The sequence below is a fragment of the Cellulosimicrobium sp. TH-20 genome, assembly GCF_002105775.1.
Lineage (GTDB): Bacteria > Actinomycetota > Actinomycetes > Actinomycetales > Cellulomonadaceae > Cellulosimicrobium > Cellulosimicrobium funkei.
In genome coordinates this window covers 3,061,366-3,087,147 of record NZ_CP020857.1, presented here as the reverse complement: position 1 = coordinate 3,087,147, position 25,782 = coordinate 3,061,366, and the positions used below count along the sequence as shown (strand labels likewise).

Here is a 25,782-nt window from a genome sequence, read left to right as displayed (position 1 = left end):
CGGGTCGTGGCCGCTGCCCGTGCCCCGTCGCGCGGCGTGGTGCCGCCGGGTAGCGTTTCGTGCGGGCGCGGGACGGCCGCCGCCCGGCGCGGGACGCGCGCACCACGACCCCCGAGGGAGCCGGTATGAGCGAGCAGACACCGAAGGACCGGGGCGGACTCGGCGACCTCCTCGGCAAGGCCAAGGAGTTCATGACCGAGGAGCGCATCGACAAGGCCAAGGAGTTCATGACCGACGAGCGCATCGACGAGGTCGCGGGAAAGATCAAGTCGGTCGCCCCGGACTCCGTCGACCGGCACGTCGACACCCTCGCCGAGAAGGCGAAGAAGGCCAACGACTGACCTGCGGGTCGGTACGATCGAGGGGCGCCGTCCACGACGGCGCCCTTCGTGCTGTCGGGGACGCCCCGGCGCCGGAGGACCTGACCGGGCGCCGCGGGCGCCTCCCGCCACAGAACGGAGCACGGACGTGTCTGACGTCGTCTCGTCACCACTCACCATCACCCTCGACGCGGAGGAGACCACGGTGACGACGGGCACGACGGGCACGGACCTGTTCGCGTCGCGTCGCGACGTCGTCGTGATCCGCGTGAACGGGGAGCTCAAGGACCTCGACACGCCGGTCGCGGACGGCGACGTCGTCGAGGGCGTGACGATCGACTCGCCCGACGGCCTCGCGGTGCTGCGGCACTCGGCCGCGCACGTGCTCGCGCAGGCCGTCCAGCAGGTCAACCCGGACGCGAAGCTGGGCATCGGCCCGCCGATCACGGACGGGTTCTACTACGACTTCGACGTCGAGACCCCGTTCACCCCCGAGGACCTCAAGGCGCTCGACAAGGCGATGTCGCGCATCATCCGTGAAGGCCAGACCTTCCGCCGCCGCGTGGTCACCGAGGACGAGGCGCGCGCCGAGCTCGCGCACGAGCCGTACAAGCTCGAGCTCATCGGGCTCAAGGGCTCCGGCACCGCGGACGACACCGAGGGCGCGAACGTCGAGGTCGGCGGCGGCGAGCTGACGATCTACGACAATGTGCGCGGCGCCGGGCGCGAGAGCGAGACGGTGGTCTGGAAGGACCTGTGCCGCGGCCCGCACCTGCCGAGCACGCGCCTGATCGGCAACGGCTACCAGCTCATGCGCTCGGCCGCGGCCTACTGGCGCGGCAGCGAGAAGAACCCGCAGCTCCAGCGCATCTACGGCACGGCGTGGCCGACGAAGGACGAGCTCAAGGCGTACCTCGAGCGCCTCGCGGAGGCGGAGCGCCGCGACCACCGCCGGCTCGGCAACGAGCTCGACCTGTTCTCCTTCCCGGAGGAGATCGGCTCGGGCCTGCCGGTGTTCCACCCCAACGGCGCGACGATCCGCATGGAGATGGAGGAGTACTCGCGCAAGCGGCACGTCGAGGCCGGCTACTCGTTCGTGAGCACGCCGCACATCACCAAGGCGAACCTGTTCCAGACGTCGCGCCACCTCGACTGGTACGCCGACGGCATGTACCCGCCGATGCACCTGGACGAGGAGCTCGACGACGACGGCAACGTCAAGCGCGCGGGCCAGGACTACTACCTCAAGCCGATGAACTGCCCGATGCACAACCTCGTGTACCGCTCGCGCGGGCGGTCGTACCGCGAGCTGCCGCTGCGGCTGTTCGAGTTCGGCACGGTGTACCGGTACGAGAAGTCGGGCGTCGTGCACGGGCTCACGCGGGCGCGCGGCTTCACGCAGGACGACGCGCACATCTACACCACGCGCGAGCAGATGCGCGACGAGCTGGGCTCGCTGCTCTCGTTCGTGCTGGACCTCCTGCGCGACTACGGGCTCGACGACTTCTACCTCGAGCTGTCGACGCGCGACCCGGAGAAGTCGGTGGGCGACGACGCCACGTGGGAGGAGGCGACCGAGGTCCTGCGCCAGGTCGCGACGGAGTCGGGCCTCGAGCTCGTCGCCGACCCGGGCGGCGCGGCGTTCTACGGCCCCAAGATCTCGGTCCAGGCGAAGGACGCGATCGGCCGCACGTGGCAGCTCTCGACGATCCAGCTCGACTTCTTCGAGCCGGAGCTGTTCGAGCTCGAGTACACGGCGTCCGACGGCACGCGCCAGCGTCCCGTGATGATCCACCGCGCGCTGTTCGGCTCGATCGAGCGGTTCTTCGGGATCCTCGTCGAGCACTACGCGGGCGCGTTCCCCGCGTGGCTCGCGCCCGTCCAGGTCGTTGCGGTCCCCGTCGCGGAGCCGTTCAACGACTACGTGGCCGACGTCGTCGCGCAGCTCAGGGCGCAGGGGATCCGCGCGGAGGTCGACTACTCCGACGACCGGTTCGGCAAGAAGATCCGCAACGCCAGCACGCGCAAGGTCCCGTTCGTCCTCATCGCGGGCGGCGAGGACGCCGAGGCGGGCGCCGTGTCGTTCCGCTACCGCGACGGCCGCCAGGACAACGGCGTGCCCGTCGCCGAGGCCGTCGAGCGGATCGTCTCCGCCGTGCGCGACCGCGTCCAGGTCTGACGGCGCGTGAGCGACGAGCGCACGGGGACGCCCGGCGCGGCCGACGAGGCCGCGCCGGGCGCCGCACCCGACCCCGCGACCGGTGCGACGGTCGAGACGCCGGACGCGCACCCCCGGTTCGACGACGGCCTGGACCGGCTCTGGACGCCGCACCGCATGGTGTACATCGGCGGGCAGGACAAGCCCGCTGACGACTCGCGCGGCGAGTGCCCGTTCTGCCGCGTGCCGGACCGCACGGACGAGGACGGGCTGATCGTCGCGCGCGGCCGGACGGCGTACGTCGTGCTCAACCTCTACCCGTACAACCCGGGCCACCTCATGGTCGTGCCGTACCGGCACGTCTCCGACTACACGGAGCTCACGGAGGCCGAGACGGTCGAGGTCGCGCACCTCACGCAGACGGCCATGCGGGTCGTGCGTGCGGTGTCCGCGCCCGACGGCTTCAACCTCGGCATGAACCAGGGCGCGGTCGCGGGTGCGGGCATCGCCGCGCACCTGCACCAGCACGTCGTGCCGCGCTGGGCGGGGGACGCGAACTTCCTGCCGATCGTCGCGCAGACGAAGGCCGTGCCGGAGCTGCTCTCCGACACGCGGGCGCGGCTCGCGGCCGCGTGGCCGACCACCGGCGAGGGGGACGACGCCTGATGTTCGGTCGCCTGCGCGCGCTCACCACGCGCCTGTTCACGCCGCTCGCCGCGTTCCTCCTGCGCGTCGGGGTGAGCCCGGACGCGGTGACGGTCACGGGGACGCTCGGCGTCGTCGTCGGCGCACTGTGGCTCTTCCCCACGGGCCACCTTTTCGCCGGGGTCATGGTCGTCATGGTCTGCGCGTTCGCCGACGTGCTCGACGGCGTCATGGCGCGCCGCGCCGGCCGGTCGGGTCCCTGGGGCGCGTTCCTCGACTCGACGCTCGACCGGCTCGCCGACGCCGCCGTGTTCGTCGGGCTCACGCTGTGGTTCGTCCGCGCCGACGACCCCCGCCTCACGCCCGACCTCGCCGCGTGGGGGACCGTCGTCGCTCTCGCGTGCCTCGCGCTCGGCGCCGTCGTGCCGTACGCGCGGGCCCGCGCCGAGAGCGTCGGCATGACCGCGCAGGTCGGGATCGCCGAGCGTGCCGACCGCCTCGTCGCGGCCCTCGTCGCCGCCGGGCTCGTCGGCCTCGGCCTGCCGCCCGTCGTGCTCGTCGCCGTGCTCGGCCTGCTCGCGCTCGCGAGCGCGGTGACGGTCGTGCAGCGCGTCGCGACGGTGCGCCGTCAGGCGCTCGCCCTCTCCGCGAGCGCCTCCCGGACCGACGACACGGAGGACGGTCGCTGATGGCCCTCGACGCCGGCAAGGCGTTCACGTTCGCCTGGCGCAACGCGCGCAAGGTGCCCGACCCGCTGCTGCGCGGGCTGTTCGACGCGATCGCCGACGTGACGTGGCTCGTGCACGGCGGGGGAGTGCGCCAGCTCGAGCGCAACCTCGCGCGCGTCCGGCCCGGGCTCTCGCCGCGCGCCTTGCGCCGGCTGTCGCGCGCGGGGATGCGGTCGTACATGCGGTACTACCGGGAGGCCTTCACGCTCCCCGCGTGGACGCCGGAGCAGGTCGAGGCGCGCGTGCGGCTCGTCGGGTACGAGAACCTGGCCGAGCACCTCGACGGCGACCGGAGCCCGGTGCTCGCGCTGTCCCATCAGGGCAACTGGGACCTCGCGGGCGCGTACGCGACCCCGCACATCGCGCCCGTGCTGACGGTCGCGGAGCGGCTGAAGCCCGACGAGCTGTTCGAGGAGTTCCTCGCGTTCCGCACCGGGCTCGGGCTCGAGATCCTCGCGCTCGGCGACGGTGACGTCTTCCGCGACCTGGTGCGCGGCGCGAGCCGGCCGGGGAAGATCATCCCGCTGCTCGCCGACCGCGACCTCACCCACCGCGGCGTCGAGGTCGACCTCTTCGGCGAGCGGGCGCGGGTCGCGGCCGGGCCCGCGGCGCTCGCCGTGAGCACGGGCGCGCCGCTCGTGCCGGCCGGCATCCACTACGAGCGGCTGCGCGGGGAGCGGCGCCGGGCCGCGGGCTCGCCCTGGGGCCTGGTCATCCGCTTCTTCCCGCGCGTCGAGATCGCGGCGGACGTCCCGCGCGCCCAGCGGGTGGCCGCGGCGACGCAGTCCTGGGTCGACGCGCTGAGCGTCGCGATCCGCGAGCACCCGCAGGACTGGCACATGCTCCAGAAGGTGTTCGTCGACGACCTCGACGCCGAGCGCTACGCGCGCACGCGCGCCGCGGCGGGCGAGCCGTCCCCGGACGCGGAGCGTGCCGCATGAGCCTGCGCGTGGGCATCGTGTGCCCCTACTCGTTCGACGCCCCCGGCGGCGTGCAGTTCCACGTGCGCGACCTCGCCGAGGCGCTCATGGCGCGGGGCCACGAGGTCTCCGTGCTCGCCCCGGCCGACGACGACACGCCCGTCCCGGACTACCTCACCTCCGCCGGCGGTGCGGTGCCGGTGCGCTACAACGGCTCGGTCGCGCGGCTCACGTTCGGCCCGCGCACGGCGGGCCGCGTGCGCCGGTGGCTCGACGCCGGACGGTTCGACGTGCTGCACCTGCACGAGCCCGTGACGCCCTCGCTGAGCATGCTCGCGCTCTGGATCGCGCAGGGCCCGATCGTCGCGACGTTCCACACGTCGCTCGTGCGCTCGCGCGCGCTCCAGGTCGCCTACCCGCTCGTGCGGCAGAGCCTGGAGAAGATCGACGCGCGCATCGCGGTCTCGGAGGACGCGCGGCGCACGCTGGTGGACCACCTGGGCGGGGACGCCGTCGTCATCCCCAACGGCGTGTACGTCGACACGTTCGCCGACGCCGTGCCCAGCCCGGCCTGGCAGGGCACGCCCGAGGCGCCGACGATCGCGTTCCTCGGGCGCCTCGACGAGCCGCGCAAGGGCCTGCCCGTCCTGACGGCCGCGATCCCGCGGATCCTCGAGCAGCTCCCCGGCGCACGGTTCCTCGTCGCCGGGCGCGGCGACGACGGCCGGGACGCCGCGATCGAGGCGCTCGGCGCGCACGCGTCCTCCGTCGAGTTCCTCGGGGGCGTGAGCGACGAGGACAAGGCGAGCCTGCTCGCGTCGGTGGACCTCTACATCGCGCCGCAGACCGGGGGCGAGAGCTTCGGGATCGTCCTCGTGGAGGCCATGAGCGCCGGGGCGTGCGTCGTCGCGAGCGATCTCGGCGCGTTCCGCCGCGTGCTCGACGACGGCGCCGCGGGCGTGCTGTTCCCCGTCGGGGACCCCGAGGCGCTGGCCCGCGCGGTGGTCGACGTCCTCGCGGACCCCGACGCCCGCGCGGCGCACCGGGCGCGTGCGGCCGAGTTCGTGCGGCGGTTCGACTGGTCCGCGGTCACCGACCAGGTCTCCGCGGTCTACGACATGGTGCTCGCGGCGTCCGAGGCGGTCATCCCCGTGCACGAGGACCCGCGCTCGCGCCGCGGCGGGCGGCTGCTGGGCCGCGTCCGCGAGGAGGAGGTGGGTCAGCCGTGACCTGGTCCGAGACCGCCGTCCTCGTCCTCGTCGTCGCGGCCCTGGCCGCGTGGCTGCTGTGGGTCGCCGCGTCGCGGCTCGACCGCCTCCACCGCAAGGTCATGGCGTCGCGGCTGGCGCTGGACGCCCAGCTCGTGCGCCGCGCATCGGCCGCCGTGGACCTCGCGGCGTCCGGCGAGCTCGACCCCGCGAGCTCCGTCCTCGTCGCCGAGGCCGCGCACGCCGTCCTCGACGACGACGCCGACGCGCGCCGGCTCCGTGAGCAGGTGCCCGGCCTCGTGCCGGCGGACGGCCCGCGGCCCCGGCGCCTCCTGGGCGGCATGGCGGAGTCGCGCGCGCTCGCGGAGAGCGACCTCACCGCGACCCTGCGCTCCGCGCTGGAGGACGCGGACGACCTCGCCGAGGTGCGGTCGGTCCCCGCGGGCGACGAGCTGCTCGCGACGCTGTCCGCCGCGTGGTACCGCGCCCAGCTCGCGCGCCGCTTCCACAACGAGGCCGTCGCCCAGGCGCTGCGCGTGCGCAGCAAGTGGTGGGTGCGTCTGTTCCACCTCGCGGGCCACGCGCCGATGCCCGTCACGGTCGAGCTCGACGACGCCGCGCCCGACGCGCTCGTGCGCCCCGTCGCCAGCGCGGTCACCCCCGACTGAGGGGCGGCTCTCGCGGGTCGTACCGGGCCCGGCGGCCCGCTCCCGGCCGGTCCGGGGACCGGAGCCGTGGACGGCCCGGCGATAGGATGGGGAGCGCGTGGGAGCATGTGCCGTCGAGCCTGTTCGACGGCGTCCGCGCGCGAGCGCGCGACGTTCCCCTGACCTGAAGGTGTGAGGTACCGGTGACCAACGTGGCCGACCAGAACGTCCCTGCCGAGAGCGCCCCGGGCGCCGCGACCACGGAGGGTGCCGGCGCGGTCGGCACCGCGAAGGTCAAGCGGGGGATGGCGGAGATGCTCAAGGGCGGCGTCATCATGGACGTCGTCACGCCCGAGCAGGCGAAGATCGCCGAGGACGCCGGGGCCGTGGCGGTCATGGCGCTGGAGCGGGTGCCCGCCGACATCCGCGCCCAGGGCGGCGTCTCGCGCATGTCCGACCCGGACATGATCGACGGGATCATCGAGGCCGTCTCCATCCCCGTGATGGCCAAGGCGCGCATCGGCCACTTCGTCGAGGCGCAGGTGCTGCAGTCGCTCGGCGTGGACTACGTCGACGAGTCCGAGGTCCTCACGCCCGCGGACTACGCCAACCACATCGACAAGTGGCAGTTCACCGTCCCGTTCGTGTGCGGGGCGACCAACCTCGGCGAGGCGCTGCGTCGCATCACCGAGGGCGCCGCGATGATCCGCTCCAAGGGCGAGGCCGGCACGGGCGACGTCTCCAACGCGACCACGCACATGCGCACCATCCGCGGGGAGATCCGCCGCCTCACGTCGCTCCCCGAGGACGAGCTGTTCGTCGCCGCGAAGGAGCTCCAGGCGCCGTACGAGCTCGTCAAGGAGGTCGCCGCGACCGGCAAGCTCCCGGTCGTCATGTTCACGGCCGGCGGGATCGCGACCCCGGCCGACGCCGCGATGATGATGCAGCTCGGAGCCGAGGGCGTGTTCGTGGGCTCGGGCATCTTCAAGTCCGGCAACCCCGCCCAGCGCGCGGCCGCCATCGTCAAGGCGACGACGTTCTACGACGACCCCGACGTGATCGCCAAGGTCTCGCGCGGTCTCGGCGAGGCGATGGTCGGCATCAACGTCGACGACATCCCCGTCCCGCACCGTCTGGCCGAGCGCGGCTGGTGACCGACCGCCGCGCGTCGCAGCCGTCCGTCGTCGTGCCGACGACGGACGGCTGAGCCGTCGTGGCCGAGGCCGCCGGAGCGCCGTCGTCCCTGGGCCCCGACTGGGTGCTCGGGGACGACGGCCTGTACTTCCGTCGCGGCGCGCGCGTGCTGCTCCTCGACGACGCCGATCGCATCCTCCTGGCGCGCGGGCACGACGTCGACCAGCCCGAGCGCTCGTGGTGGTTCACGATCGGCGGGGGAGTGGACCCGGGCGAGAGCGACGTCGACGCCGCGCTGCGCGAGGTCCACGAGGAGACGGGCCTGCGCCTCGACCCGGGCGCGCTCGTCGGCCCGGTGTACACGCGCAGCGCGATCTTCGACTTCTACCGGCAGCACTGCCGCCAGGACGAGGTGCTGTTCCTCGCGCGCGTCACCGGGGCGGACCGCGACGGCGGGCTCAGCCGCGCCGGGTGGACCGACGTCGAGCTCGACGTCGTCGACGAGATGCGCTGGTGGACGCTCGACGACCTGCGCGGCGTCCAGATCGAGGTGTTCCCCGAGGGGCTGCCCGACCTCGTCGCACCGCTGCTGCGCGGGTGGGACGGCGTGACGCGGCACCTCGGCACGGCGCGCGCGGACTGACCGGCGCTACGCCCGGCGGGCGATCACCCGCCACACGATCCCGCCGACGAGCAGCCCCGCGCCCAGCAGCCCGCCGCCGATCGCGACGAACCACAGCACGATCGTGCCGCCGAGCGTCGCGAAGAACGTGCCGAAGCGCCAGCCCTCGGTGACGACGAACGTCGTGCCCGCGGGCGCTGCGCCCTGCGCGACGGTCACCGTGCACGTCCCGGACGCCGGCGGCGTGACCTCGGCCACCGTCGTCGCCTGGGAGGAGCCCAGGCCGGAGCTGCCGGACACCGACGGGGCGCTCACCGTGAGGTCGCCGTCGGCGCAGGTCACGGTCACGTCCTCGACGTCGAAGCCCGCGCCGTCCGAGGACCCCGCGCTCCCCACCGCCCAGATGCTGTACGGCTGGCCGCCCGTGACCTCGAGCTCCGCCTCGCCCGGCACGTCGCCCGACGCGAGCGCCGCCGACCCGGGCCGACCCGCGCCGTCGATCACGCCGGTCGGCAGCGCCCGGACGAACGTCGTGACGCCGAGGACCCCCGCCACGAGCGCGAGCACGAGCACGACGGCGCCGACCACGATCATCGTCGTGGCGCCGCGCGTGCTGCGCGGGGGCCACGGCGCCGCCCCGGGGTACGGCGCCGGACCGGGCGCGGGGTAGGGCTGGCCGGGGGCGGGCGGGTACGTCACGACGGCGAGGCTAGCAACCGTGGGCGCGGCCGGAGGCCCACCGCGGGACAAGCGGCGGAGCCGCCGACGTATCATTCCCCTTCGTGACGATCACGATCGGTGTCCTCGCCCTCCAGGGCGACGTGCGCGAGCACCGCGCCGCGCTCGAGGCCGCGGGCGCCCGCACGGTCGGCGTCCGCCGCCCCGAGGAGCTCGCCGCGGTCGACGGGCTCGTGCTCCCTGGTGGCGAGTCGACGACCATCGACAAGCTCCTGCGCATCTTCGAGCTCGACGAGCCGCTGCGCGCGCGCATCGCCGAGGGCCTGCCCGTCTACGGCTCGTGCGCCGGCATGATCCTGCTCGCCGACCGCATCCTGGGCGGCACCGCCGACCAGCGCACCATCGGCGGGCTCGACGTGACGGTCCGGCGCAACGCGTTCGGCCGGCAGGTCGACTCGTTCGAGACCGACCTCGCGTTCGCGGGTCTGGCGCCGGCGGACGACGGGCGCGACGGCGCACCGAGACCGGGCCAGGACGAGGACGCGGTGCACGCCGTGTTCATCCGGGCGCCCTGGGTCGAGGAGGCCGGGCCCGGGGTCGAGGTGCTCGCACGGATCCCCGAGCACGGCGCACCCGGCATCCCGGCGGCTGCCGCCGGTAGGATCGTCGCAGTCCAGCAGGGATCGCTGCTCGCCACCTCGTTCCACCCGGAGATCTCCGGGGACGCGCGCGTGCACGAGCTGTTCGTCAGAATCGCGAAGGGGTAGGAACGCATGTCAGGGCACTCCAAGTGGGCCACGACCAAGCACAAGAAGGCGGCCATCGACGCCAAGCGCGGCAAGCTCTTCGCGAAGCTCATCAAGAACATCGAGGTCGCGGCGCGCACGGGCGGCGGTGACCCCGCGGGCAACCCGACGCTGTTCGACGCCATCCAGAAGGCGAAGAAGTCGTCGGTCCCCAACGACAACATCGACCGCGCCGTCAAGCGCGGCTCGGGCACCGGCGCCGACGCCGTCGACTACCAGACGATCATGTACGAGGGCTACGGCCCCAACGGCATCGCCGTCCTGGTCGAGTGCCTCACCGACAACAAGAACCGCGCGGCCTCCGAGGTCCGCCTCGCGTTCAGCCGCAACGGCGGCAACCTCGCCGACCCGGGCTCCGTGTCCTACCTCTTCGCGCGCAAGGGCCTCGTCGTCGTGCCGAAGGCGGAGGGCGTGACCGAGGACGACGTCATGCTCGCCGCGCTCGAGGCGGGGGCCGAGGAGGTCACCGACTCCGGCGACGTCATCGAGGTGCTGTCCGAGGCGAGCGACCTCGTCGCCGTGCGCACCGCGATCCAGGAGGCGGGGATCGAGTACGACTCCGCCGACTCGATCTGGCACCCGTCCATGGAGGTCGAGGTCGACGCCGAGGGCGCGCGCAAGATCCTGCGCCTCATCGACGCGCTCGAGGACAGCGACGACGTGCAGAACGTCTACGCCAACTTCGACGCGTCGGACGAGGTCATGGCGGAGCTCGAGAACGACGACTGATCCGGCGGAGCTCGCGTCCTGACGGTCGGGTCGCGGCGCGGCCGGAAGGTCGGCGCGCGGTCTACCATCCGCGGCGCTCGCGCCGCTCCCGCCAGGCCCGCCACGACCGCGCACCGACCTCCCGGCCCCACCGCTGGCTGGTCCGTCGCCGGACCGCGTGGCACGGCCGCTCCGTGCCGTTCACGTGAAAGGGTCGAGGCGTGCGCGTTCTCGGAGTGGATCCTGGGCTGACCCGGTGCGGTGTCGGGGTGGTGGACTCCGCGCGAGGGCGGCGGGCCGAGCTCGTCGCGGTCGGGGTGATCCGGACGGACCCGGAGCTGAGCGTGGACCTGCGGCTGCTGCGGATCGCGGAGCGGCTGGACGCGTGGTTCGACGAGCACGTGCCCGACGTCGTGGCGGTCGAGCGCGTGTTCGCGCAGCACAACGTCGGGACGGTCATGGGCACCGCGCAGGCCGCGGGCATCGCGATGGTCGGGGCGGCGAAGCGGGGCGTCCCCGTCGCGCTGCACACGCCGTCGGAGGTCAAGGCCGCGGTCACGGGGAGCGGACGCGCCGGCAAGGAGCAGGTCCAGCGCATGGTCGCGGGGATCCTCGGCCTCGCGGAGCCGCCAAAGCCCGCGGACGCGGCCGACGCGCTCGCGCTCGCGATCTGCCACCTCTGGCGCCCCGCGGGCGCCCTCCAGGGCGGCGAGCGGCACGAGCTCACCGCCGCGCAGCGCGCCTGGGCGGCCGCCGAGCACGCGGCGAAGGGACGGCGCGCGCCGCGCTAGCGGCGCCGGTTCCGCCGGTCGTGCCGGTGGGGGTGCCGGCGGTCCGTGTCGGTCGGTCGGCGGGTGGGCGGCCCTTGCTAGAGTGACCGCGGTCGTACGGGTGTTCGACGCGCCCCTCGGCGCGCGGCCCGACGGCGGTCCTCGGGCCGGCGGACCATCGGACCAGGCCGGGGCTGCCGGCCGGGAGAGGAGCCTGCGTGATCGCGTCCCTGAGCGGTGTCGTGGCGAGCGTCCAGCTCGACCGCGCCGTGCTCGAGGTCGGGGGAGTGGGCTACCTCGTCCACGCCACGCCCGCCACGCTCGCCGGCCTGCGCGTCGGGGAGACGGCGCGCCTCGCGACAAGCCTCGTCGTGCGCGAGGACTCGTTCACGCTCTACGGCTTCGCCGACGACGACGAGCGCGCCGTCTTCGAGACCGTCCAGACCGTGAGCGGCGTCGGTCCGCGCCTCGCTCTCGCGATGCTCGCCGTGCACACGCCCGACGGCCTGCGCCGTGCGGTCGCGGGCGCCGACATCGCCGCGCTCGTGCGCGTCCCGGGCATCGGCAACAAGGGCGCGCAGCGGATCGCGCTCGAGCTCGGCGACAAGCTCGGCCCGCCCACGGGTGCCGACGCTCCCGAGGCGGGATCGACTGCGTCGGCGTCGGCGCCGCGTCCGGAGGACCGACGCGACCAGGTGGTCGAGGCCCTCGTCGGGCTCGGCTGGAACCTCAAGGCCGCGGACGACGCGGTGTCCACCGTGCTCGCCGAGGCGGGCGTCGACGTCGTCGAGGCACCCGACGTGGCGGGCGCGCTGCGTGCCGCGCTGCGGGTGCTCGGCGGGCCGAGGAGCTGACGATGGCGACCTTCGACCAGGTGGGACTCGACGACCTCGGCGGGGACGGCACGTTCTCGTCCGAGCGCATCGTCGCGGCGGGCGCGGACGACCTCGAGCGCGCGGCCGAGGCCGCGCTCCGGCCACGACGGCTGGAGGAGTTCGTCGGCCAGGCCGTCGTGCGCGACCAGCTGTCGCTCGTGCTCCAGGCCGCGCTCGCGCGGGGGAGCGCACCCGACCACGTCCTCCTGTCGGGGCCACCCGGGCTCGGCAAGACGACGCTCGCCATGATCATCGCCGCGGAGCTCGGCACGTCGCTGCGCGTGACGTCGGGGCCCGCGATCCAGCACGCCGGCGACCTCGCGGCGGTGCTGTCCTCGCTCGAGGAGGGCGAGGTCCTGTTCATCGACGAGATCCACCGGCTCGCGCGACCGGCCGAGGAGCTCCTCTACATGGCGATGGAGGACTTCCGCGTCGACGTCGTCGTGGGCAAGGGGGCCGGGGCGAGCGCCATCCCGCTCTCGCTGCCGCCGTTCACGGCGGTCGGCGCGACGACGCGCGCCGGGCTCCTGCCCGCGCCGCTGCGCGACCGGTTCGGCTTCACCGGGCACCTGGACTTCTACTCGGGCGACGAGCTCGAGCGCGTGCTGACGCGCTCGGCCGGCCTGCTGGGCGTCGCGCTCGACCCCCAGGCCGCCCGCGAGATCGCGGGGCGCTCGCGCGGGACGCCCCGCATCGCGAACCGCCTGCTGCGGCGCGTGCGCGACTGGGCGCAGGTGCGCGGCGACGGGACCATGGACCTCGCGGCCGCGCGCGCGGCCCTCGAGGTCTACGAGGTGGACCCGATCGGCCTCGACCGGCTCGACCGCGCGGTGCTCACCGCGCTGTGCACCCGCTTCAACGGCGGTCCCGTGGGCTTGACGACGCTCGCGGTGACGGTGGGCGAGGAGGCGGAGACGGTCGAGACCGTGGCCGAGCCGTACCTCGTGCGCGAGGGGCTGATCGGGCGGACGCCGCGGGGCCGCGTCGCGACCCCGGCCGCCTGGGCACACCTCGGGCTCACCCCGCCGCGCGAGGGCGGCACGCTCTTCGACGCCTGAGGCGACGCCGGCGGTCACGGGCTCGCGAGGACGCTCCGTGACGGCGGTCACAGGCGCTCCGCGGGTGGTCCTAGAATGGTCGGACCCGGGCGGGCGGAACTCCGCGGCGAGACGGCTCGTTGGTGAACCGTGCGCGCACGCCTAGACTGCGCGCAGATCCCGCACAGAACAGGACACGAGACTCCGTCATGGATATCAGCTTCATCCTCATCCTCGCCCTCGCGGCGGGTGCGATGTTCCTCATGACCAGCCGCACCCGCAAGCAGCAGCGCGAGGCCCAGAACTTCCGGGCGACCCTCGCCCCCGGGCAGGAGGTGATGACGGGCTCGGGCATGTTCGGCACGGTCGTCGACGTCGACGACGAGGCCGACGTCATCACCATCGAGTCGACGCCGGGCAACCAGTCCCGGTGGCTGCGCGCCGCGATCGCCAAGCTCGTCGAGCCCCCGGTCGAGGAGACCGAGGAGACGACGGCGGACGACGCGTCCGAGGACGCGGCCGAGTACGGCACCGCCGGTGCCGACGCCGGGACCACCACGAAGGGCGACGTCGACGACCTCGTCGTGCCCGACGACCTCTCCGGTCTGACCGACGACCGGTCGGAGAAGGACCGCGGACGCCGGGACGACGGCACCGACATCAAGTGACCCTATGCCGGTCGCTGCCGCGACCGGCCTGACGCGGTGGGCCGCGAGGCCCACCGCACACGCACGAGAAGAGACGGACAGTTGGCCACCAGCAGCACACGAGCGAGGCCCGTACGGACCCTCGTCACCCTGGGAATCCTCATCGTCGTCCTCTTCGGGTCCCTCTTCGCGGGCACGAAGCTCGACCCGAAGACCGAGGACAACCCGGGCGGGGCGAGCCTCACCCCGGGCCTCGCGCTCGATCTCGAGGGTGGCACGCAGATCATCCTGGAGCCCGTCACCACCGACGGCTCGCAGCCGACGGCCGAGGACATCAACCAGGCGATCAACGTCATCCGCCAGCGCATCGACGCGCAGGGTGTCTCCGAGGCCGAGATCACGAGCCAGGGCCGCAACAACATCGTCGTCGGCATCCCGGGGCAGCCGTCCCAGGAGACCATCGACCTCGTCAGCACCTCGGCCCAGATGCGCTTCCGCCCCGTGCTCTCCGTGGGCATGCCGACGGCGACGCCCGCCGACGAGTCCACCGACCCGGCCGCGGGCGACGACGCCGCGGCCGAGGACGCCCCGGACGCGACGGAGTCCGCGGACGCCGCCACCGACGGCGCGACGGACCCGGCGGCCGAGGACGGCACCGACCCGGCGGCCGACGCAGCGACGGACGCCCCGGCGGACGACGCCACGACGGACCCGGCGCCGGAGACGACCCGCCCGGAGAACCCGAGCGACCTCGCGCAGATCACGCCGGAGCTGCAGGCGCAGTTCGACGCGCTCGACTGCACGCTCCCCGAGAACCTCGTGGGCGGCGACAGCGGCCCGACCGACAGCGCGTTCGTCTCGTGCGCCGACGACGGCACGGCCAAGTACATCCTCGGCCCGGTCGAGATCGAGGGCACCGACATCTCGAACGCGAGCTCCGGCCTGCGCGTCGGGCAGAACGGCGTCGTCACCAACGAGTGGGTCGTCAACATCGAGTTCGACTCCGAGGGCACCAAGGCCTTCCGTGACGTCACGACGCGTCTCACGACGCTCCCGTCGCCGCAGAACCAGTTCGCGATGGTCCTCGACGGCCTCGTCATCTCGGCACCCGTCTCGCAGGTCGCGATCCCCGACGGCAAGGCCGAGATCTCGGGCAGCTTCACGCGAGACAGCGCGGCGACGCTCGCGAACCAGCTCAACTTCGGCTCGCTTCCCCTGACGTTCGAGGTGCAGAGCCAGGAGCAGATCTCCGCGACGCTCGGCTCCGAGCAGCTCGAGAAGGGTCTGCTCGCGGGCGCGATCGGCCTGCTGCTGGTCGTCATCTACTCGCTCTTCCAGTACCGCGTGCTCGGCCTGGTCACCGTCGCGTCGCTCGGCATCGCGGCCGTCGTGACGTTCGGCGTGATCTCGGTGCTCTCGTGGACGATCGGGTACCGCCTGTCTCTCGCCGGCGTCGCGGGGCTCATCGTCGCGATCGGTATCACCGCGGACTCGTTCATCGTGTACTTCGAACGCATCCGCGACGAGCTGCGCGACGGCCGGACGCTGAACTCCGCCGTGGAGAAGGGCTGGCAGCGTGCCCGCCGCACGATCCTCGCCTCGGACGCGGTGAACTTCGTCGCCGCGGTGGTCCTGTACTACCTGGCGGTCGGCGGCGTGCGCGGCTTCGCGTTCACGCTGGGCCTGACCACCCTGGTCGACCTGATCGTGGTGTTCCTCTTCACGCACCCGCTCATGCAGCTCCTCGCCCGGACCAAGTTCTTCGCGAACGGCCACCCGGCGTCGGGTCTCGACCCGCGGCGCCTCGGGGTGCGCGGCACGCGGTACGCAGGTCGCGGCCGCGTCGTCGGGGCGACCTCGACGGCACCCGCGGACGGCGGCGACGTCGTCGAGGACGCGCCGGTGCAGGACGCCCCGGCGCGCGAGCGCACGGCGCCCGTCCGGGAGACGGTCGGTGCCGGCGTCGGCCGGTCCGACGGCCCGCGCATGACCATCGCCGAGCGCCGTGCCGCCGAGCGGCGGGCCGCCGCCTCCGCGGACGGCGACGAGGGGTCCCCGGCCGCTGACGCGGCGGGCGACGAGAACGAGGAGAAGCACTGATGGCCAGCGGTTTCGCCCAGTGGGGCAACGACCTGTACACGGGCCGCCGGTCCTACGCCATCGTCGCCAAGCGGCGCGCCTACTTCGTGGTGGCGCTCGTCCTGGTCGTCCTGTCCCTCGGCATCATCGGGGTCCGGATCGCCGGTGACGGGCTCAACCTCGGCATCGAGTTCCGCGGCGGGTCGGAGTTCACCGTCTCGGGCGTCTCGGACACCTCGCAGCAGCCGGCGCTCGACGCCGTCGCGGCGGTCGCCCCCGAGGAGGTGCCGCGCGTCACCTCGGTGGGCTCCAGCACCGTGCGGGTGCAGACGGCGGAACTCAGCAACGCGCAGGTCGAGCAGGTCGCCGTCGAGCTCGCGAGCGCGTACGACGTGTCCGAGGGGGAGGTGACGAGCTCGTACATCGGCCCCACCTGGGGCAAGGACGTCTCCCAGAAGGCGATCGTCGGCCTCGTCGTCTTCCTGCTCCTCGTGAGCCTGGTCATGACGATCTACTTCCGGAACTGGCGCATGGCGCTCGCCGCGGTCATCGCGCTGTTCCACGACCTCATCGTCACGGTGGGCATCTACGCGGCGATCGGCTGGGAGATCACGCCGGCGACGGTGATCGGCCTCCTGACGATCCTCGCGTACTCGATCTACGACACGGTCGTGGTCTTCGACAAGGTCCGCGAGAACACCGCGGGCGTCCTCGACCAGACGCGCAGCACGTACGCCGAGCGGGCCAACCTCGCGATCAACCAGACGCTCGTGCGCTCGATCAACACGTCCGTCGTCGCGCTGCTCCCCGTCGCGGGCATCCTCTTCATCGGGGCGTTCCTGCTGGGCGCGGGCACGCTGCGCGACATCGCGCTCGCGCTCTTCGTCGGCATGGCCGTCGGCGCGTACTCGTCGGTGTACCTCGCGACGCCGCTCGAGGTCGCGCTGCGCGAGCGCGAGAAGCCGATCCAGGAGCACACGGCCAAGGTCCTCGCGCTGCGCGCGGAGCGGGCCGAGGTCGCGGGCGACGAGGAGGACGCCGCGCTCGCGGCGGCCGGCGTCGGGGCGGGGCACCGCCAGCTCCAGCCGGGCGCGCACCAGGGCAACAAGGCGCAGCCGCGCCGCCGTCGTCCCCGATGACGGCACCCGGTCACGTGCCGGCCGGCGAGGCGGGCGGCCTGCGCGCCGTCCACCTCGCCGGCCTCGGCCCGGAGCGCGCCTCGCGCGTGCTCGAGCTCGTCCGCGCCGTCCCGGACTACCCGGGACCCGGGATCGTCTTCCGGGACATCACCGGCCTGCTGGCCGACGGCGACGCCTTCGGCCACGTGGTCGAGGCGCTCGGCGACGTCGCGCGCGCCGCGGGCGGGGTCGACCTCGTCGCGGGCATGGAGGCGCGGGGGTTCCTCATCGGGGCGCCGCTCGCCACGCACCTCGGCGTCGGGTTCGTGCCGCTGCGCAAGGCGGGCAAGCTCCCGCCGCCCACGGACACCGTCACCTACGACCTCGAGTACGGCACCGCGACCATCGAGCTCCGGTCGGGAACACTGCCCCCGGGTGCGCGTGTTCTCGTGGTGGACGACGTGCTCGCGACCGGGGGCACGGCGGCCGCGGGCGCCGAGCTCGTCGAGCGCGGGGGAGGCGTCGTGGTTGGCCTGGCGTTCCTGCTCGAGCTCGAGGGCCTGGGCGGCCGCGAGCGGCTCGCGGGCCGCGAGGTGGCCACGCTGGTCCACGTCGAGTCGTAGGATTGCCACTCCGGTCGTCTCGGCTGGTCGCCGGCATCGTGCCGGTGGCGGCCGCCCTGCGGAAGGAGGCGCGCATGAGCGAGAACACCCGGACGTCGCGCGCTCCTGAGCGCGCGGGCGCCCCGACCTCCGGCACCGGCGGCTCGGGCGGGCGCGGCGTGCGCTCGCGCCTGGTCCGCTTCGGCGCGCGCCCCAACGCGGGCAGCCCGGCGCTCGAGCCGGTGCTCCAGGCCGTCCGCACCAACCACCCGCGCACGGACCTGAGCGTCATCGAGCGCGCGTACGAGACCGCCGAGCGCGCCCACCGTGGCCAGCTGCGCAAGAGCGGCGACCCGTACATCACGCACCCCGTCGCGGTCGCGACGATCCTCGCCGAGCTCGGGTTCGACGGGTCGACGCTCGCCGCCGCGCTGCTGCACGACACGGTCGAGGACACCGACTACTCGCTCGCGCAGCTCACCGAGGAGTACGGCGAGGAGATCGCCATGCTCGTCGACGGCGTGACCAAGCTCGACAAGGTCACGTACGGCGACGCGGCGCAGGCCGAGACGGTGCGCAAGATGGTCGTCGCCATGGCACGGGACATCCGTGTGCTCGTCATCAAGCTCGCCGATCGCCTGCACAACGCGCGCACCTGGAAGTACGTGTCGTCGTCGTCGGCGGGGCGCAAGGCGCGCGAGACGCTCGAGATCTACGCGCCGCTCGCCCACCGCCTCGGCATGAACACGATCAAGTGGGAGCTCGAGGACCTGTCGTTCCAGGCCCTGTACCCCAAGGTGTACGACGAGATCGTCCACCTCGTCGCCGAGCGCGCGCCGGCGCGCGAGGAGTACCTGGCCGTCGTGCGCGAGCAGGTCACGGCCGACCTGCGCAGCGCGAAGATCAAGGCGACCGTCACCGGCCGGCCGAAGCACTACTACTCGATCTACCAGAAGATGATCGTGCGCGGCCACGACTTCGCGGAGATCTACGACCTCGTCGGCGCGCGCGTCCTGGTGGACAGCGTCCGGGACTGCTACGCCGCGCTCGGTGCGCTGCACGCGCGGTGGAACCCCGTGCCGGGGCGGTTCAAGGACTACATCGCGATGCCGAAGTTCAACATGTACCAGTCGTTGCACACGACGGTCATCGGGCCGGGCGGGAAGCCGGTCGAGATCCAGATCCGCACGCACGAGATGCACCGGCGCGCGGAGTACGGCGTCGCGGCGCACTGGAAGTACAAGGAGACCGCGAAGTCGGGCGGCAAGACGGCGAAGGACGACGCCGCGGCCAACGACATGCGGTGGCTGCGCCAGCTCGTGGACTGGCAGCGCGAGACGGCCGACCCGGCCGAGTTCCTCGACTCGCTGCGCTTCGAGATCGGCGGCGCGGAGGTCTACGTCTTCACTCCCAAGGGCGACGTCATGGCGCTGCCGGCGGGCTCGACGCCGGTCGACTTCGCCTACGCGGTGCACACCGAGGTCGGGCACCGGACCATGGGCGCGCGCGTCAACGGCCGGCTCGTCCCGCTCGACTCGACGCTCGAGAACGGCGACTCGGTCGACGTCCTCACCTCGAAGTCCGAGAACGCGGGTCCGAGCCGTGACTGGCTCGCCTTCGTCAAGAGCCCGCGGGCGCGCAACAAGATCCGGCAGTGGTTCTCCAAGGAGCGCCGCGAGGAGGCCGTCGAGCACGGCAAGGACGCGATCGCCAAGGCGATGCGCAAGCAGAACCTGCCGATCCAGCGCCTGCTGTCGCACGAGTCGCTCGTCGCGCTCGCCAACGAGCTCCGCTTCGCGGACGTCACCGCGCTGTACGCGGCGATCGGCGAGGGCCAGGTGTCGGCGGCGAACGTCGTCTCCAAGCTCGTCCAGGCGATGGGCGGCGAGGAGGGCACGGTCGAGGACGTCGCCGAGACCGCGCGCCCCGGGAACACCGCGCGCCGCGTGCGCACGGGCGACCCGGGCGTCATGGTCAAGGGCGTCGACGACATCTGGGTCAAGCTCGCGAAGTGCTGCACCCCGGTCCCGGGCGACGAGATCATCGGGTTCGTCACGCGCGGGCAGGGCGTGAGCGTGCACCGCGCGGACTGCGCGAACGTCGTCGGGCTGCGAAACCAGCCCGAGCGGATCGTCGACGTCTCGTGGACCACGGGCAGCAACGCCATGTTCCTCGTGCAGATCCAGGTCGAGGCGCTCGACCGCGCGCGCCTGCTCTCCGACGTGACGCGCGTCCTGTCGGACAATCACGTGAACATCCTCTCGGCGACCGTCTCGACCTCGAACGACCGCGTGGCGATGTCCCGCTTCGTCTTCGAGATGGCGGAGCCCGCGCACCTCGCGCAGGTCCTCAGCGCGGTCCGCAAGGTCGACGGCGTGTTCGACGTCTACCGCATCACGGGGACGAAGGCCGCCGAGACGGCGCAGCTCCCCGCCTGAGCCGGGGCGGGGAGGCGGCTCGGCGGCACCACGCCGCGCAGGGCGGCAGGCCCGGTGGCAGCATCGGCACATGGACCTGCCCGTCATGCCCCCCGTGCTGCCCATGCTCGCGAAGTCCGTGCCCGCCGTGCCCGAGCCCGACGCCGTCGACGGCGGGTACGTGTACGAGCCGAAGTGGGACGGCTTCCGCGCGATCGTGTACCGCGACGGCGACGAGGTGCGGCTCGACAGCAGGAACGCGCGTCCCATGGACCGCTACTTCCCCGAGGTCGTCGAGGCGGTGCGGGCTGCTCTGCAGCCCCAGTGCGTGGTCGACGGTGAGATCGTCGTCGCGCGGGACGGTCGCCTCGAGTTCGAGGTCCTCCAGCAGCGCATCCACCCGGCGGCGTCGCGCGTGCGCCTGCTCGCGGAGCAGACCCCCGCAGCCCTCGTCGTGTTCGACGTGCTCGCGCTGGGGGACGAGGACCTCACGCGCGCGCCGCTCGCGCGGCGGCAGGAGGTCCTCGACTCCCTGGGCCTCGACGGCCCGGCCGTGCACGCCACGCCCCGCACGCGCGACGTCGCCGTGGCGCGGGAGTGGTTCGACACGTTCGAGGGGGCGGGCCTGGACGGCGTCGTCGCCAAGCCGCTCGACGGCACGTACCAGCCGAACAAGCGCGCGATGCTCAAGATCAAGCACGGCCGCGAGGCGGACGTCGTCCTCGCGGGGTACCGCCTGCACAAGACGTCGACCCCCGCGAAGCCGCTGCTCGGCTCGCTCCTGCTCGGCCTGTACGACGACGCGGGCCAGCTCCAGTTCGTCGGCGTCGCCGCGTCGTTCCCGACGGCGCGGCGCGCCGCGCTGGTCGAGGAGCTCGCGCCGCTCGTCGTCGAGCCGGGCACGCCGGACGCGGACGCGCACCCGTGGTCCGGGTGGGAGAACCCGGCCGGCGAGCGGAGGCCGGGTGCGGTGTCGCGCTGGAGCTCGGGCAAGGACCTGTCGTTCACGCCGCTGCGCCCGGAGCGCGTGCTCGAGGTCGCCTACGACCACATGGAGGGCTCCCGGTTCCGGCACACCGCGCAGTTCCGGCGCTGGCGCGACGATCGCGACCCGGAGTCGTGCACCTACGAGCAGCTCGAGGAGCCGGTGCGCTACGACCTCACGGGCATCCTGCCCGGGGCGCCCGGCGTCGACTGACGCCGCCCGCACCCGCGTGGTCGCGGCACGTCAGTCCCGGGCGCGGTCCCGATCCTTGCTCGGCTGGACGCGCTTGGGCTCGCCGGGCATCTTCGGGTACTCGGGCGGGTAGGGGAGGTCCCCGAGCCCGTGCTCGGCCTCGTCGCGCCGGGACAGCTCCAGGGCGGGCTCGAGCGACGCGCCCGGGTCCTCCCGGTCGGCGCGCAGGGGTGCGAAGAGGTCGCCCACCGCGGCGAGGCGCGCGGGCATCGACAGCACGTCGAAGTCGTCCGGGTGGACGTCGCCGAGCTCCTCCCAGCGCAGCGGAGCGGACACCGTCGCGCGCTGATTGGAACGGATCGAGTAGGCCGACGCGATCGTGCGGTCGCGCGCCATCTGGTTGTAGTCGACGAAGATCTTGGCGCCGCGCTCCTCCTTCCACCACTTCGTGGTGACCTGGTCCGGCAGGCGGCGTTCGAGCTCACGACCGATCGCGATCGTCGCGCGGCGCGCGGCCACGAAGTCCCACTCGGGCGCGACCGGGACGAACACGTGGATCCCGCGGCCGCCCGACGTCTTGGGGTAGCCGGGGAGGCCGAGCTCGTCGAGGATCTCGCGCAGGTGCGGTGCGACGCGCACGGCGTCGTCGAAGTCGGTGCCCGGCTGCGGGTCGAGGTCGATGCGGAGCTGGTCCACCGCCTCGACGTCCCCGCCGCGCACGGGCCACGGGTGGAACGTCAGCGTGCCGAGGTTGGCCGCCCAGGCGACGACGGCGAGCTCCGTGGGGCACACCTCGTCGGCCGTGCGCCCGCTCGGGAACGCGATGCGCGCGGTCTGCACCCACTCGGGCGCGCCCTTCGGGATGCGCTTCTGGTAGAACGCGTCGCCGGTGTTGTCCGTGCGCGTGCTCATGCGCGCGCCCTCGAACACGCCCTTGGGCCAGCGCTCGAGCGTCGTCGGGCGGTCGACCAGGGCGCCGAGGATGCCGTCGCCCACGTCGAGGAAGTACTGCACGACGTCGAGCTTGGTGAGCCCGCGCGCGGGGAAGACGACGCGGTCCGGGCTCGTGACGCGCACGGTCCTTCCTCGGACGTCGAGCTCCACGGGGGGAGTCGTGGCTGCGGCCATGCCGACCAACCTAGACCGGGTCGTCGGTCCCGGCGAGCAGGAGCGCGAGGGTGCGTCGCGCCTGCGGCCGGCCGGCCCACCGGTGGCGCAGCTCGAGCGACCGTGCCGCCGCACGGGCGTCGAGCCCGCACACCGCGTCCAGCCGGCGCAGGGTGCTCAGCGCCTGCACCGGCTCGCACCGGGTGGCGACGTCGAGCGCGGTCCGCAGCACCGACGTGACGAGCACGCCCGCGACGAGGGTCGTCTCGTCGCGCAGCACGTGCGCCTGCCGCGCGGCCCGGCCCTGCCGCGGCGGCGGACGGTGACGCCCGGGCGGGTGGACGACGTCGAGCACGCGGGGCGGCGCGGAGCCGCACAGCACCCACGCGGCGGCCGCGCCCGCGAGCACCGTGCCGCGCGGGACCTGGTCGCGGACGGCGAGCGCGCGCAGCGTGGGGGTGACGGGGACGCTCGCCGGAGCGGCGACGTCGCCCCACAGCCGACGCAGGGCGCCCGCGCGGACGAGCTCCTGGAAGGCCGCCGGCCCGCCGACGTCCTCCGGGACGACGAGCAGGCCGAACTCCGGTCCCGGCGGCGCGAGCAGGTGCGCGAGCGCGGCGGCGCGGACGTGCCCCGTGGCGCGGGCGGGTGCGGCGTGGTCGGGCGCGGTCGTGGCTGCGGGCACGCCCCTACCGTGCCGCACGGCGGTGGGGACACGGAAGGGCCGGCGCGCGTCTGTGGACGAGCGCCGGCCCTGCGACCGAGCGGGAGTGCGTCAGCCGCGCGAGTCCTCCGCCGCGCGGACGACCTGCTCGAGCCAGGAGCGCCTCGCGGCGAGCGCCGTCTCGGCCTCCTTGACCGCGCGCGCGTCCCCGCGGCTCTGCGCGGCGGCGAGGTCGGCCTCGAGCGCCTCGATCGCGGCCTCGAGCTGCGCCGCCGCACCCTCCGCGCGGGCGCGCGTCTCGGGGTTGCTCCGCGTCCACTGCGCCTGCTCGGCGTCGCGGACCGCGTTCTCGACGGCGCGCAGACGGCCCTCGACGCGCTGCAGGTCGCCGCGCGGCACGCGGCCGGCCTCCTCCCAGCGCTCCTGGAGGTCGCGCAGCGCCGCCTTGGCCGCGGCGAGGTCCTTGACGGGCACGAGCGCCTCAGCCTCGGTGAGCAGCGCCTCCTTGACCTCGAGGTTCGCCGCGTACTCGGCGTCCGTCGCGGAGTTCACCGCGTCGCGCGCCTGGAAGAACGTGTCCTGGGCGGCGCGGAAGCGGGCCCACAGCGCGTCGTCGTCCTTGCGGCTCGCCCGGCCCGCGGCCTTCCAGCGCGCCATGAGGTCGCGGTACGCGCCCGCCGTCGGGCCCCAGTCGGTGCTCGACGACAGCGCCTCGGCCTCCTCGACCAGCTTCTCCTTCGCGGCCTTCGCGGAGGCGTTGCGCTGCTCGAGCTCGGCGAAGTAGTGCCGGCGCTCGCGGTCGAACGCGGTGCGCGCGTGGCTGAACCGCTTCCACAGCGCCTCCTCGCTCGCGCGGTCGATGCGCGGGCCCGAGCGCTGGGCCTCCTTCCAGCGCTCCAGCAGCCCGCGCAGCTCCTCGCCCGCGGGCCGCCACTGCATGCGGCTCGGGTCGGTCGCGGCGATCTTCTCGGCGGCCTCGATGATCTCCGTGCGGGCCTCGAGAGCCGCGGCCTTCGCCGCGGCGCGCTCCGCCTCGAGCTGCGCGCGACGCTCGGCAGCGGCGCCGCGCAGCGACTCGACCTGCGCCCGGAGCCCGTCGAGGTCGCCGACCGCGGAGGGCTCCGCGGTCTCCTCGGTGAGCCGGGCGATCGTCTGGTCGATCTCCTTGACCGACAGGTCCGTGCTCGTCAGCCGCGCCTCGAACAGCGCGACCTTCGCCTGGAGGTCGAGGTAGCGGCGCACGTACAGCGTGAGCGCCTCGTCGGCGCCGACGCCCGGGAACTGCCCGACGGAGCGCTCGCCCGCGCTCTCGCGGACGTACACCGTGCCGTCCTCGTCGACCCGACCGAACGCGGCGGCGGCCTTGGCGGCGGCCGAGTCGTCGGCCAGCGCCGGGACGGCGGGCACCTCCGGCACGACGGCCGCTGCGGCGGGAGCGCCCGCGGCCGGGGCGGCCGGCTTGCGCGGCGGGTGCGGGAGCGCCGACGGCCTGGGCCGCGGCCCGGGACGCGGGGCGGCGGGCCGGGGTGCCGCCTCGGCGGTGGGAGCTGCGTCGGCGGGAGCGTTGTCGGCTGCCTCGGCGGCAGGCGCCTCCGGTGCCGCGTCAGCGGGCGCGGCGGTCTCGGCCTCGGCGGCAGGCGTGGCCTCCGCCTGCTCGGCCGGGGCGGCCTCCTCGGCCGCGGCGGCGGCGGGACCCTCGTCGGTGGCCTCGGTGGCCTCGGTGGCCTCGGTGGCCTCGGTGGCCTCGGTGGCCTGGGTGGCCTCGGTGGCCTGGGTGGCCTCGGTGGCCTCGGGCGTCGGCTCCACGTCTGTCGCGTCGACCCGTCCGGTCTCGCTCGCCTCCGCGGGCTCCGGTGCCGGTGCGCTCGCCTGGTTCTGGGCGGGATCGCTCACTGGGTCTCAACTCCTTCGATGGTGACCGGGGTGGCGGGGGACCCGTCGCCGGATCCGTCCTGCGTCCCCGCGTCAGCGACTGCCTGGACGACGTCCAGGCCGGACGTGATGGTGCCGAACACCGTGTAACCACCCGCTGCGTCGGACGGGATGGTCGAGTCCTCGTAGACGAGGAAGAACTGCGAGCCCATCGAGTCGGCGTCCCCGCCCTGGCGGGCCATGGCAACGGTCCCCGCGGGGTAGACGTCGTCGGTGGGGGCGTTCTCGACGGGGCCGAACTTGTAGCCCGGGTCGCCCGTGCCGGTGCCCGTCGGGTCGCCGCACTGGAGCACGTAGATGCCCGACGTCGTGAGGCGGTGGCACGACGTGCCGTCGAAGTACCCGGACTCGGCGAGGGACACGAAGCTCGCGACCGCCTGCGGGGCGACCGCGCCGTCGAGAGTGAGCGTGAGGTCGCCCGCGCTCGTGGTGAGCGTCGTGGTCCAGTCACGGCCCTCGGCGGCGGACGCGGGCGGCAGGGTGTGCTCGCCGGAGGCCGCCGCGCCCGTGTCGCCGCCCGGGTCGGTGCCGGGATCCTGGGTGGCGGCGAGCGCCCACCAGACGGCGACGCCGATCACGACGAGCGCGACGACGACGCCCACGATCGACCACGTGCGCTGGCGCTTCGCCCGGAGCTGGGCCACGTGACGGTCCCACTTCTCCTCACGACGACGCGCCTGCTCGCGCTCGCGACTCTTCGTCGACACCCCAGCTCCTTCGTCCGGCGCCGCGACGGCGCGCACGGTCGACCCCGGTGCTGCCGTGGTCGGTACGGGACAGTCT

25 protein-coding genes are annotated in these 25,782 nt (G+C 74.0%); 20 read left to right on the top strand and 5 right to left on the bottom strand.

Annotated elements, in window-relative coordinates; genetic code table 11:
• Window positions 1-125 precede the first annotated feature (125 nt).
• From B8281_RS13685 to B8281_RS13645, 9 genes are all read left to right on the top strand, one after another.
• Window positions 126-341, top strand: a complete 216-nt coding sequence (locus B8281_RS13685; protein ID WP_031316353.1) for a hypothetical protein — start codon at window positions 126-128, stop codon at window positions 339-341.
• A 127-nt stretch (window positions 342-468) separates the two neighbouring features.
• A complete protein-coding gene (gene thrS / locus B8281_RS13680) occupies window positions 469-2,499 on the top strand; it encodes a threonine--tRNA ligase (RefSeq protein ID WP_085388007.1) in 2,031 nt (676 codons plus the stop codon).
• Window positions 2,500-2,505: 6 nt separating this feature from the next.
• Window positions 2,506-3,144 (top strand): HIT domain-containing protein, encoded by a 639-nt coding sequence (locus tag B8281_RS13675; protein ID WP_369824893.1) that lies wholly within the window; start codon window positions 2,506-2,508, stop codon window positions 3,142-3,144.
• Window positions 3,144-3,812, top strand: coding sequence for a phosphatidylinositol phosphate synthase (gene pgsA, locus B8281_RS13670; RefSeq protein WP_034652127.1), 669 nt, complete (start codon window positions 3,144-3,146; stop codon window positions 3,810-3,812). The genes B8281_RS13675 and pgsA overlap by 1 nt, the downstream gene beginning before the upstream one ends.
• Window positions 3,812-4,792: a phosphatidylinositol mannoside acyltransferase gene (locus tag B8281_RS13665; RefSeq protein WP_085388006.1), complete on the top strand. Its 981-nt coding sequence runs from the start codon at window positions 3,812-3,814 to the stop codon at window positions 4,790-4,792. The genes pgsA and B8281_RS13665 overlap by 1 nt, the downstream gene beginning before the upstream one ends.
• A gap of 2 nt (window positions 4,793-4,794) precedes the next feature.
• The gene (locus B8281_RS13660; RefSeq protein WP_198163234.1) at window positions 4,795-6,000 is read left to right on the top strand and encodes a glycosyltransferase family 4 protein; all 1,206 of its coding nucleotides are present in this window, start codon (window positions 4,795-4,797) and stop codon (window positions 5,998-6,000) included.
• A complete protein-coding gene (locus B8281_RS13655) occupies window positions 5,997-6,647 on the top strand; it encodes a hypothetical protein (RefSeq protein ID WP_085388004.1) in 651 nt (216 codons plus the stop codon). The genes B8281_RS13660 and B8281_RS13655 overlap by 4 nt, the downstream gene beginning before the upstream one ends.
• A 284-nt stretch (window positions 6,648-6,931) precedes the next feature.
• On the top strand, window positions 6,932-7,780 hold the full coding sequence (gene pdxS, locus B8281_RS13650; RefSeq protein WP_051027591.1) for a pyridoxal 5'-phosphate synthase lyase subunit PdxS: 849 nt from the start codon (window positions 6,932-6,934) through the stop codon (window positions 7,778-7,780).
• Window positions 7,781-7,839: 59 nt separating this feature from the next.
• Window positions 7,840-8,403 carry an NUDIX hydrolase gene (locus tag B8281_RS13645; RefSeq protein ID WP_085388003.1) on the top strand — a complete coding sequence of 188 codons (564 nt, stop codon included), beginning with the start codon at window positions 7,840-7,842 and terminating at the stop codon, window positions 8,401-8,403.
• Window positions 8,404-8,409: 6 nt separating this feature from the next.
• On the opposite strand, the gene B8281_RS13640 is transcribed toward B8281_RS13645, so the two are convergent.
• Complete coding sequence (locus tag B8281_RS13640) at window positions 8,410-9,081, bottom strand: hypothetical protein (protein ID WP_085388002.1); 672 nt, start codon at window positions 9,079-9,081, stop codon at window positions 8,410-8,412.
• Between the two features lie 83 nt (window positions 9,082-9,164).
• On the opposite strand from B8281_RS13640, the gene pdxT reads away from it, so the two are divergent.
• The 11 genes from pdxT (at window position 9,165) to B8281_RS13585 (ending at window position 21,317) form a co-directional block, all read left to right on the top strand.
• Window positions 9,165-9,827: a pyridoxal 5'-phosphate synthase glutaminase subunit PdxT gene (gene pdxT, locus B8281_RS13635; protein WP_076404917.1), complete on the top strand. Its 663-nt coding sequence runs from the start codon at window positions 9,165-9,167 to the stop codon at window positions 9,825-9,827.
• Window positions 9,828-9,833: 6 nt separating this feature from the next.
• Window positions 9,834-10,595 (top strand): YebC/PmpR family DNA-binding transcriptional regulator, encoded by a 762-nt coding sequence (locus B8281_RS13630; RefSeq protein ID WP_021483558.1) that lies wholly within the window; start codon window positions 9,834-9,836, stop codon window positions 10,593-10,595.
• Window positions 10,596-10,795: 200 nt separating this feature from the next.
• Window positions 10,796-11,365, top strand: coding sequence for a crossover junction endodeoxyribonuclease RuvC (ruvC, locus tag B8281_RS13625; RefSeq protein ID WP_034654762.1), 570 nt, complete (start codon window positions 10,796-10,798; stop codon window positions 11,363-11,365).
• Between the two features lie 197 nt (window positions 11,366-11,562).
• Window positions 11,563-12,198 (top strand): Holliday junction branch migration protein RuvA, encoded by a 636-nt coding sequence (gene ruvA, locus B8281_RS13620; RefSeq protein ID WP_043651863.1) that lies wholly within the window; start codon window positions 11,563-11,565, stop codon window positions 12,196-12,198.
• A 2-nt stretch (window positions 12,199-12,200) separates the two neighbouring features.
• Window positions 12,201-13,277: a Holliday junction branch migration DNA helicase RuvB gene (ruvB, locus tag B8281_RS13615; RefSeq protein WP_061267253.1), complete on the top strand. Its 1,077-nt coding sequence runs from the start codon at window positions 12,201-12,203 to the stop codon at window positions 13,275-13,277.
• Between the two features lie 188 nt (window positions 13,278-13,465).
• Window positions 13,466-13,924 carry a preprotein translocase subunit YajC gene (gene yajC, locus B8281_RS13610; protein ID WP_021483634.1) on the top strand — a complete coding sequence of 153 codons (459 nt, stop codon included), beginning with the start codon at window positions 13,466-13,468 and terminating at the stop codon, window positions 13,922-13,924.
• An 81-nt stretch (window positions 13,925-14,005) separates the two neighbouring features.
• Complete coding sequence (secD, locus tag B8281_RS13605) at window positions 14,006-16,003, top strand: protein translocase subunit SecD (protein ID WP_232322573.1); 1,998 nt, start codon at window positions 14,006-14,008, stop codon at window positions 16,001-16,003.
• A complete protein-coding gene (secF, locus tag B8281_RS13600; RefSeq protein WP_043651870.1) occupies window positions 16,003-17,121 on the top strand; it encodes a protein translocase subunit SecF in 1,119 nt (372 codons plus the stop codon). The genes secD and secF overlap by 1 nt, the downstream gene beginning before the upstream one ends.
• Window positions 17,118-17,723, top strand: a complete 606-nt coding sequence (locus B8281_RS13595; protein ID WP_081895974.1) for an adenine phosphoribosyltransferase — start codon at window positions 17,118-17,120, stop codon at window positions 17,721-17,723. The genes secF and B8281_RS13595 overlap by 4 nt, the downstream gene beginning before the upstream one ends.
• 74 nt (window positions 17,724-17,797) lie before the next feature.
• Window positions 17,798-20,140, top strand: coding sequence for a bifunctional (p)ppGpp synthetase/guanosine-3',5'-bis(diphosphate) 3'-pyrophosphohydrolase (locus B8281_RS13590; protein WP_043651895.1), 2,343 nt, complete (start codon window positions 17,798-17,800; stop codon window positions 20,138-20,140).
• Between the two features lie 70 nt (window positions 20,141-20,210).
• Complete coding sequence (locus tag B8281_RS13585; protein WP_085388001.1) at window positions 20,211-21,317, top strand: ATP-dependent DNA ligase; 1,107 nt, start codon at window positions 20,211-20,213, stop codon at window positions 21,315-21,317.
• A gap of 30 nt (window positions 21,318-21,347) precedes the next feature.
• Here the strand turns inward: B8281_RS13585 and ligD are convergent, their stop codons facing one another.
• The 4 genes from ligD to B8281_RS13565 all read right to left on the bottom strand — a co-directional run bounded on the left by ligD (window position 21,348) and on the right by B8281_RS13565 (window position 25,706).
• Window positions 21,348-22,424 (bottom strand): non-homologous end-joining DNA ligase, encoded by a 1,077-nt coding sequence (gene ligD / locus B8281_RS13580; RefSeq protein WP_085388000.1) that lies wholly within the window; start codon window positions 22,422-22,424, stop codon window positions 21,348-21,350.
• A 10-nt stretch (window positions 22,425-22,434) separates the two neighbouring features.
• On the bottom strand, window positions 22,435-23,088 hold the full coding sequence (locus B8281_RS13575; protein ID WP_085387999.1) for a hypothetical protein: 654 nt from the start codon (window positions 23,086-23,088) through the stop codon (window positions 22,435-22,437).
• Window positions 23,089-23,178: 90 nt separating this feature from the next.
• Window positions 23,179-24,960, bottom strand: a complete 1,782-nt coding sequence (locus B8281_RS13570) for a DUF349 domain-containing protein (RefSeq protein WP_085387998.1) — start codon at window positions 24,958-24,960, stop codon at window positions 23,179-23,181.
• A complete protein-coding gene (locus tag B8281_RS13565; RefSeq protein WP_085387997.1) occupies window positions 24,957-25,706 on the bottom strand; it encodes a peptidylprolyl isomerase in 750 nt (249 codons plus the stop codon). The genes B8281_RS13570 and B8281_RS13565 overlap by 4 nt, the downstream gene beginning before the upstream one ends.
• Window positions 25,707-25,782 lie beyond the last annotated feature (76 nt).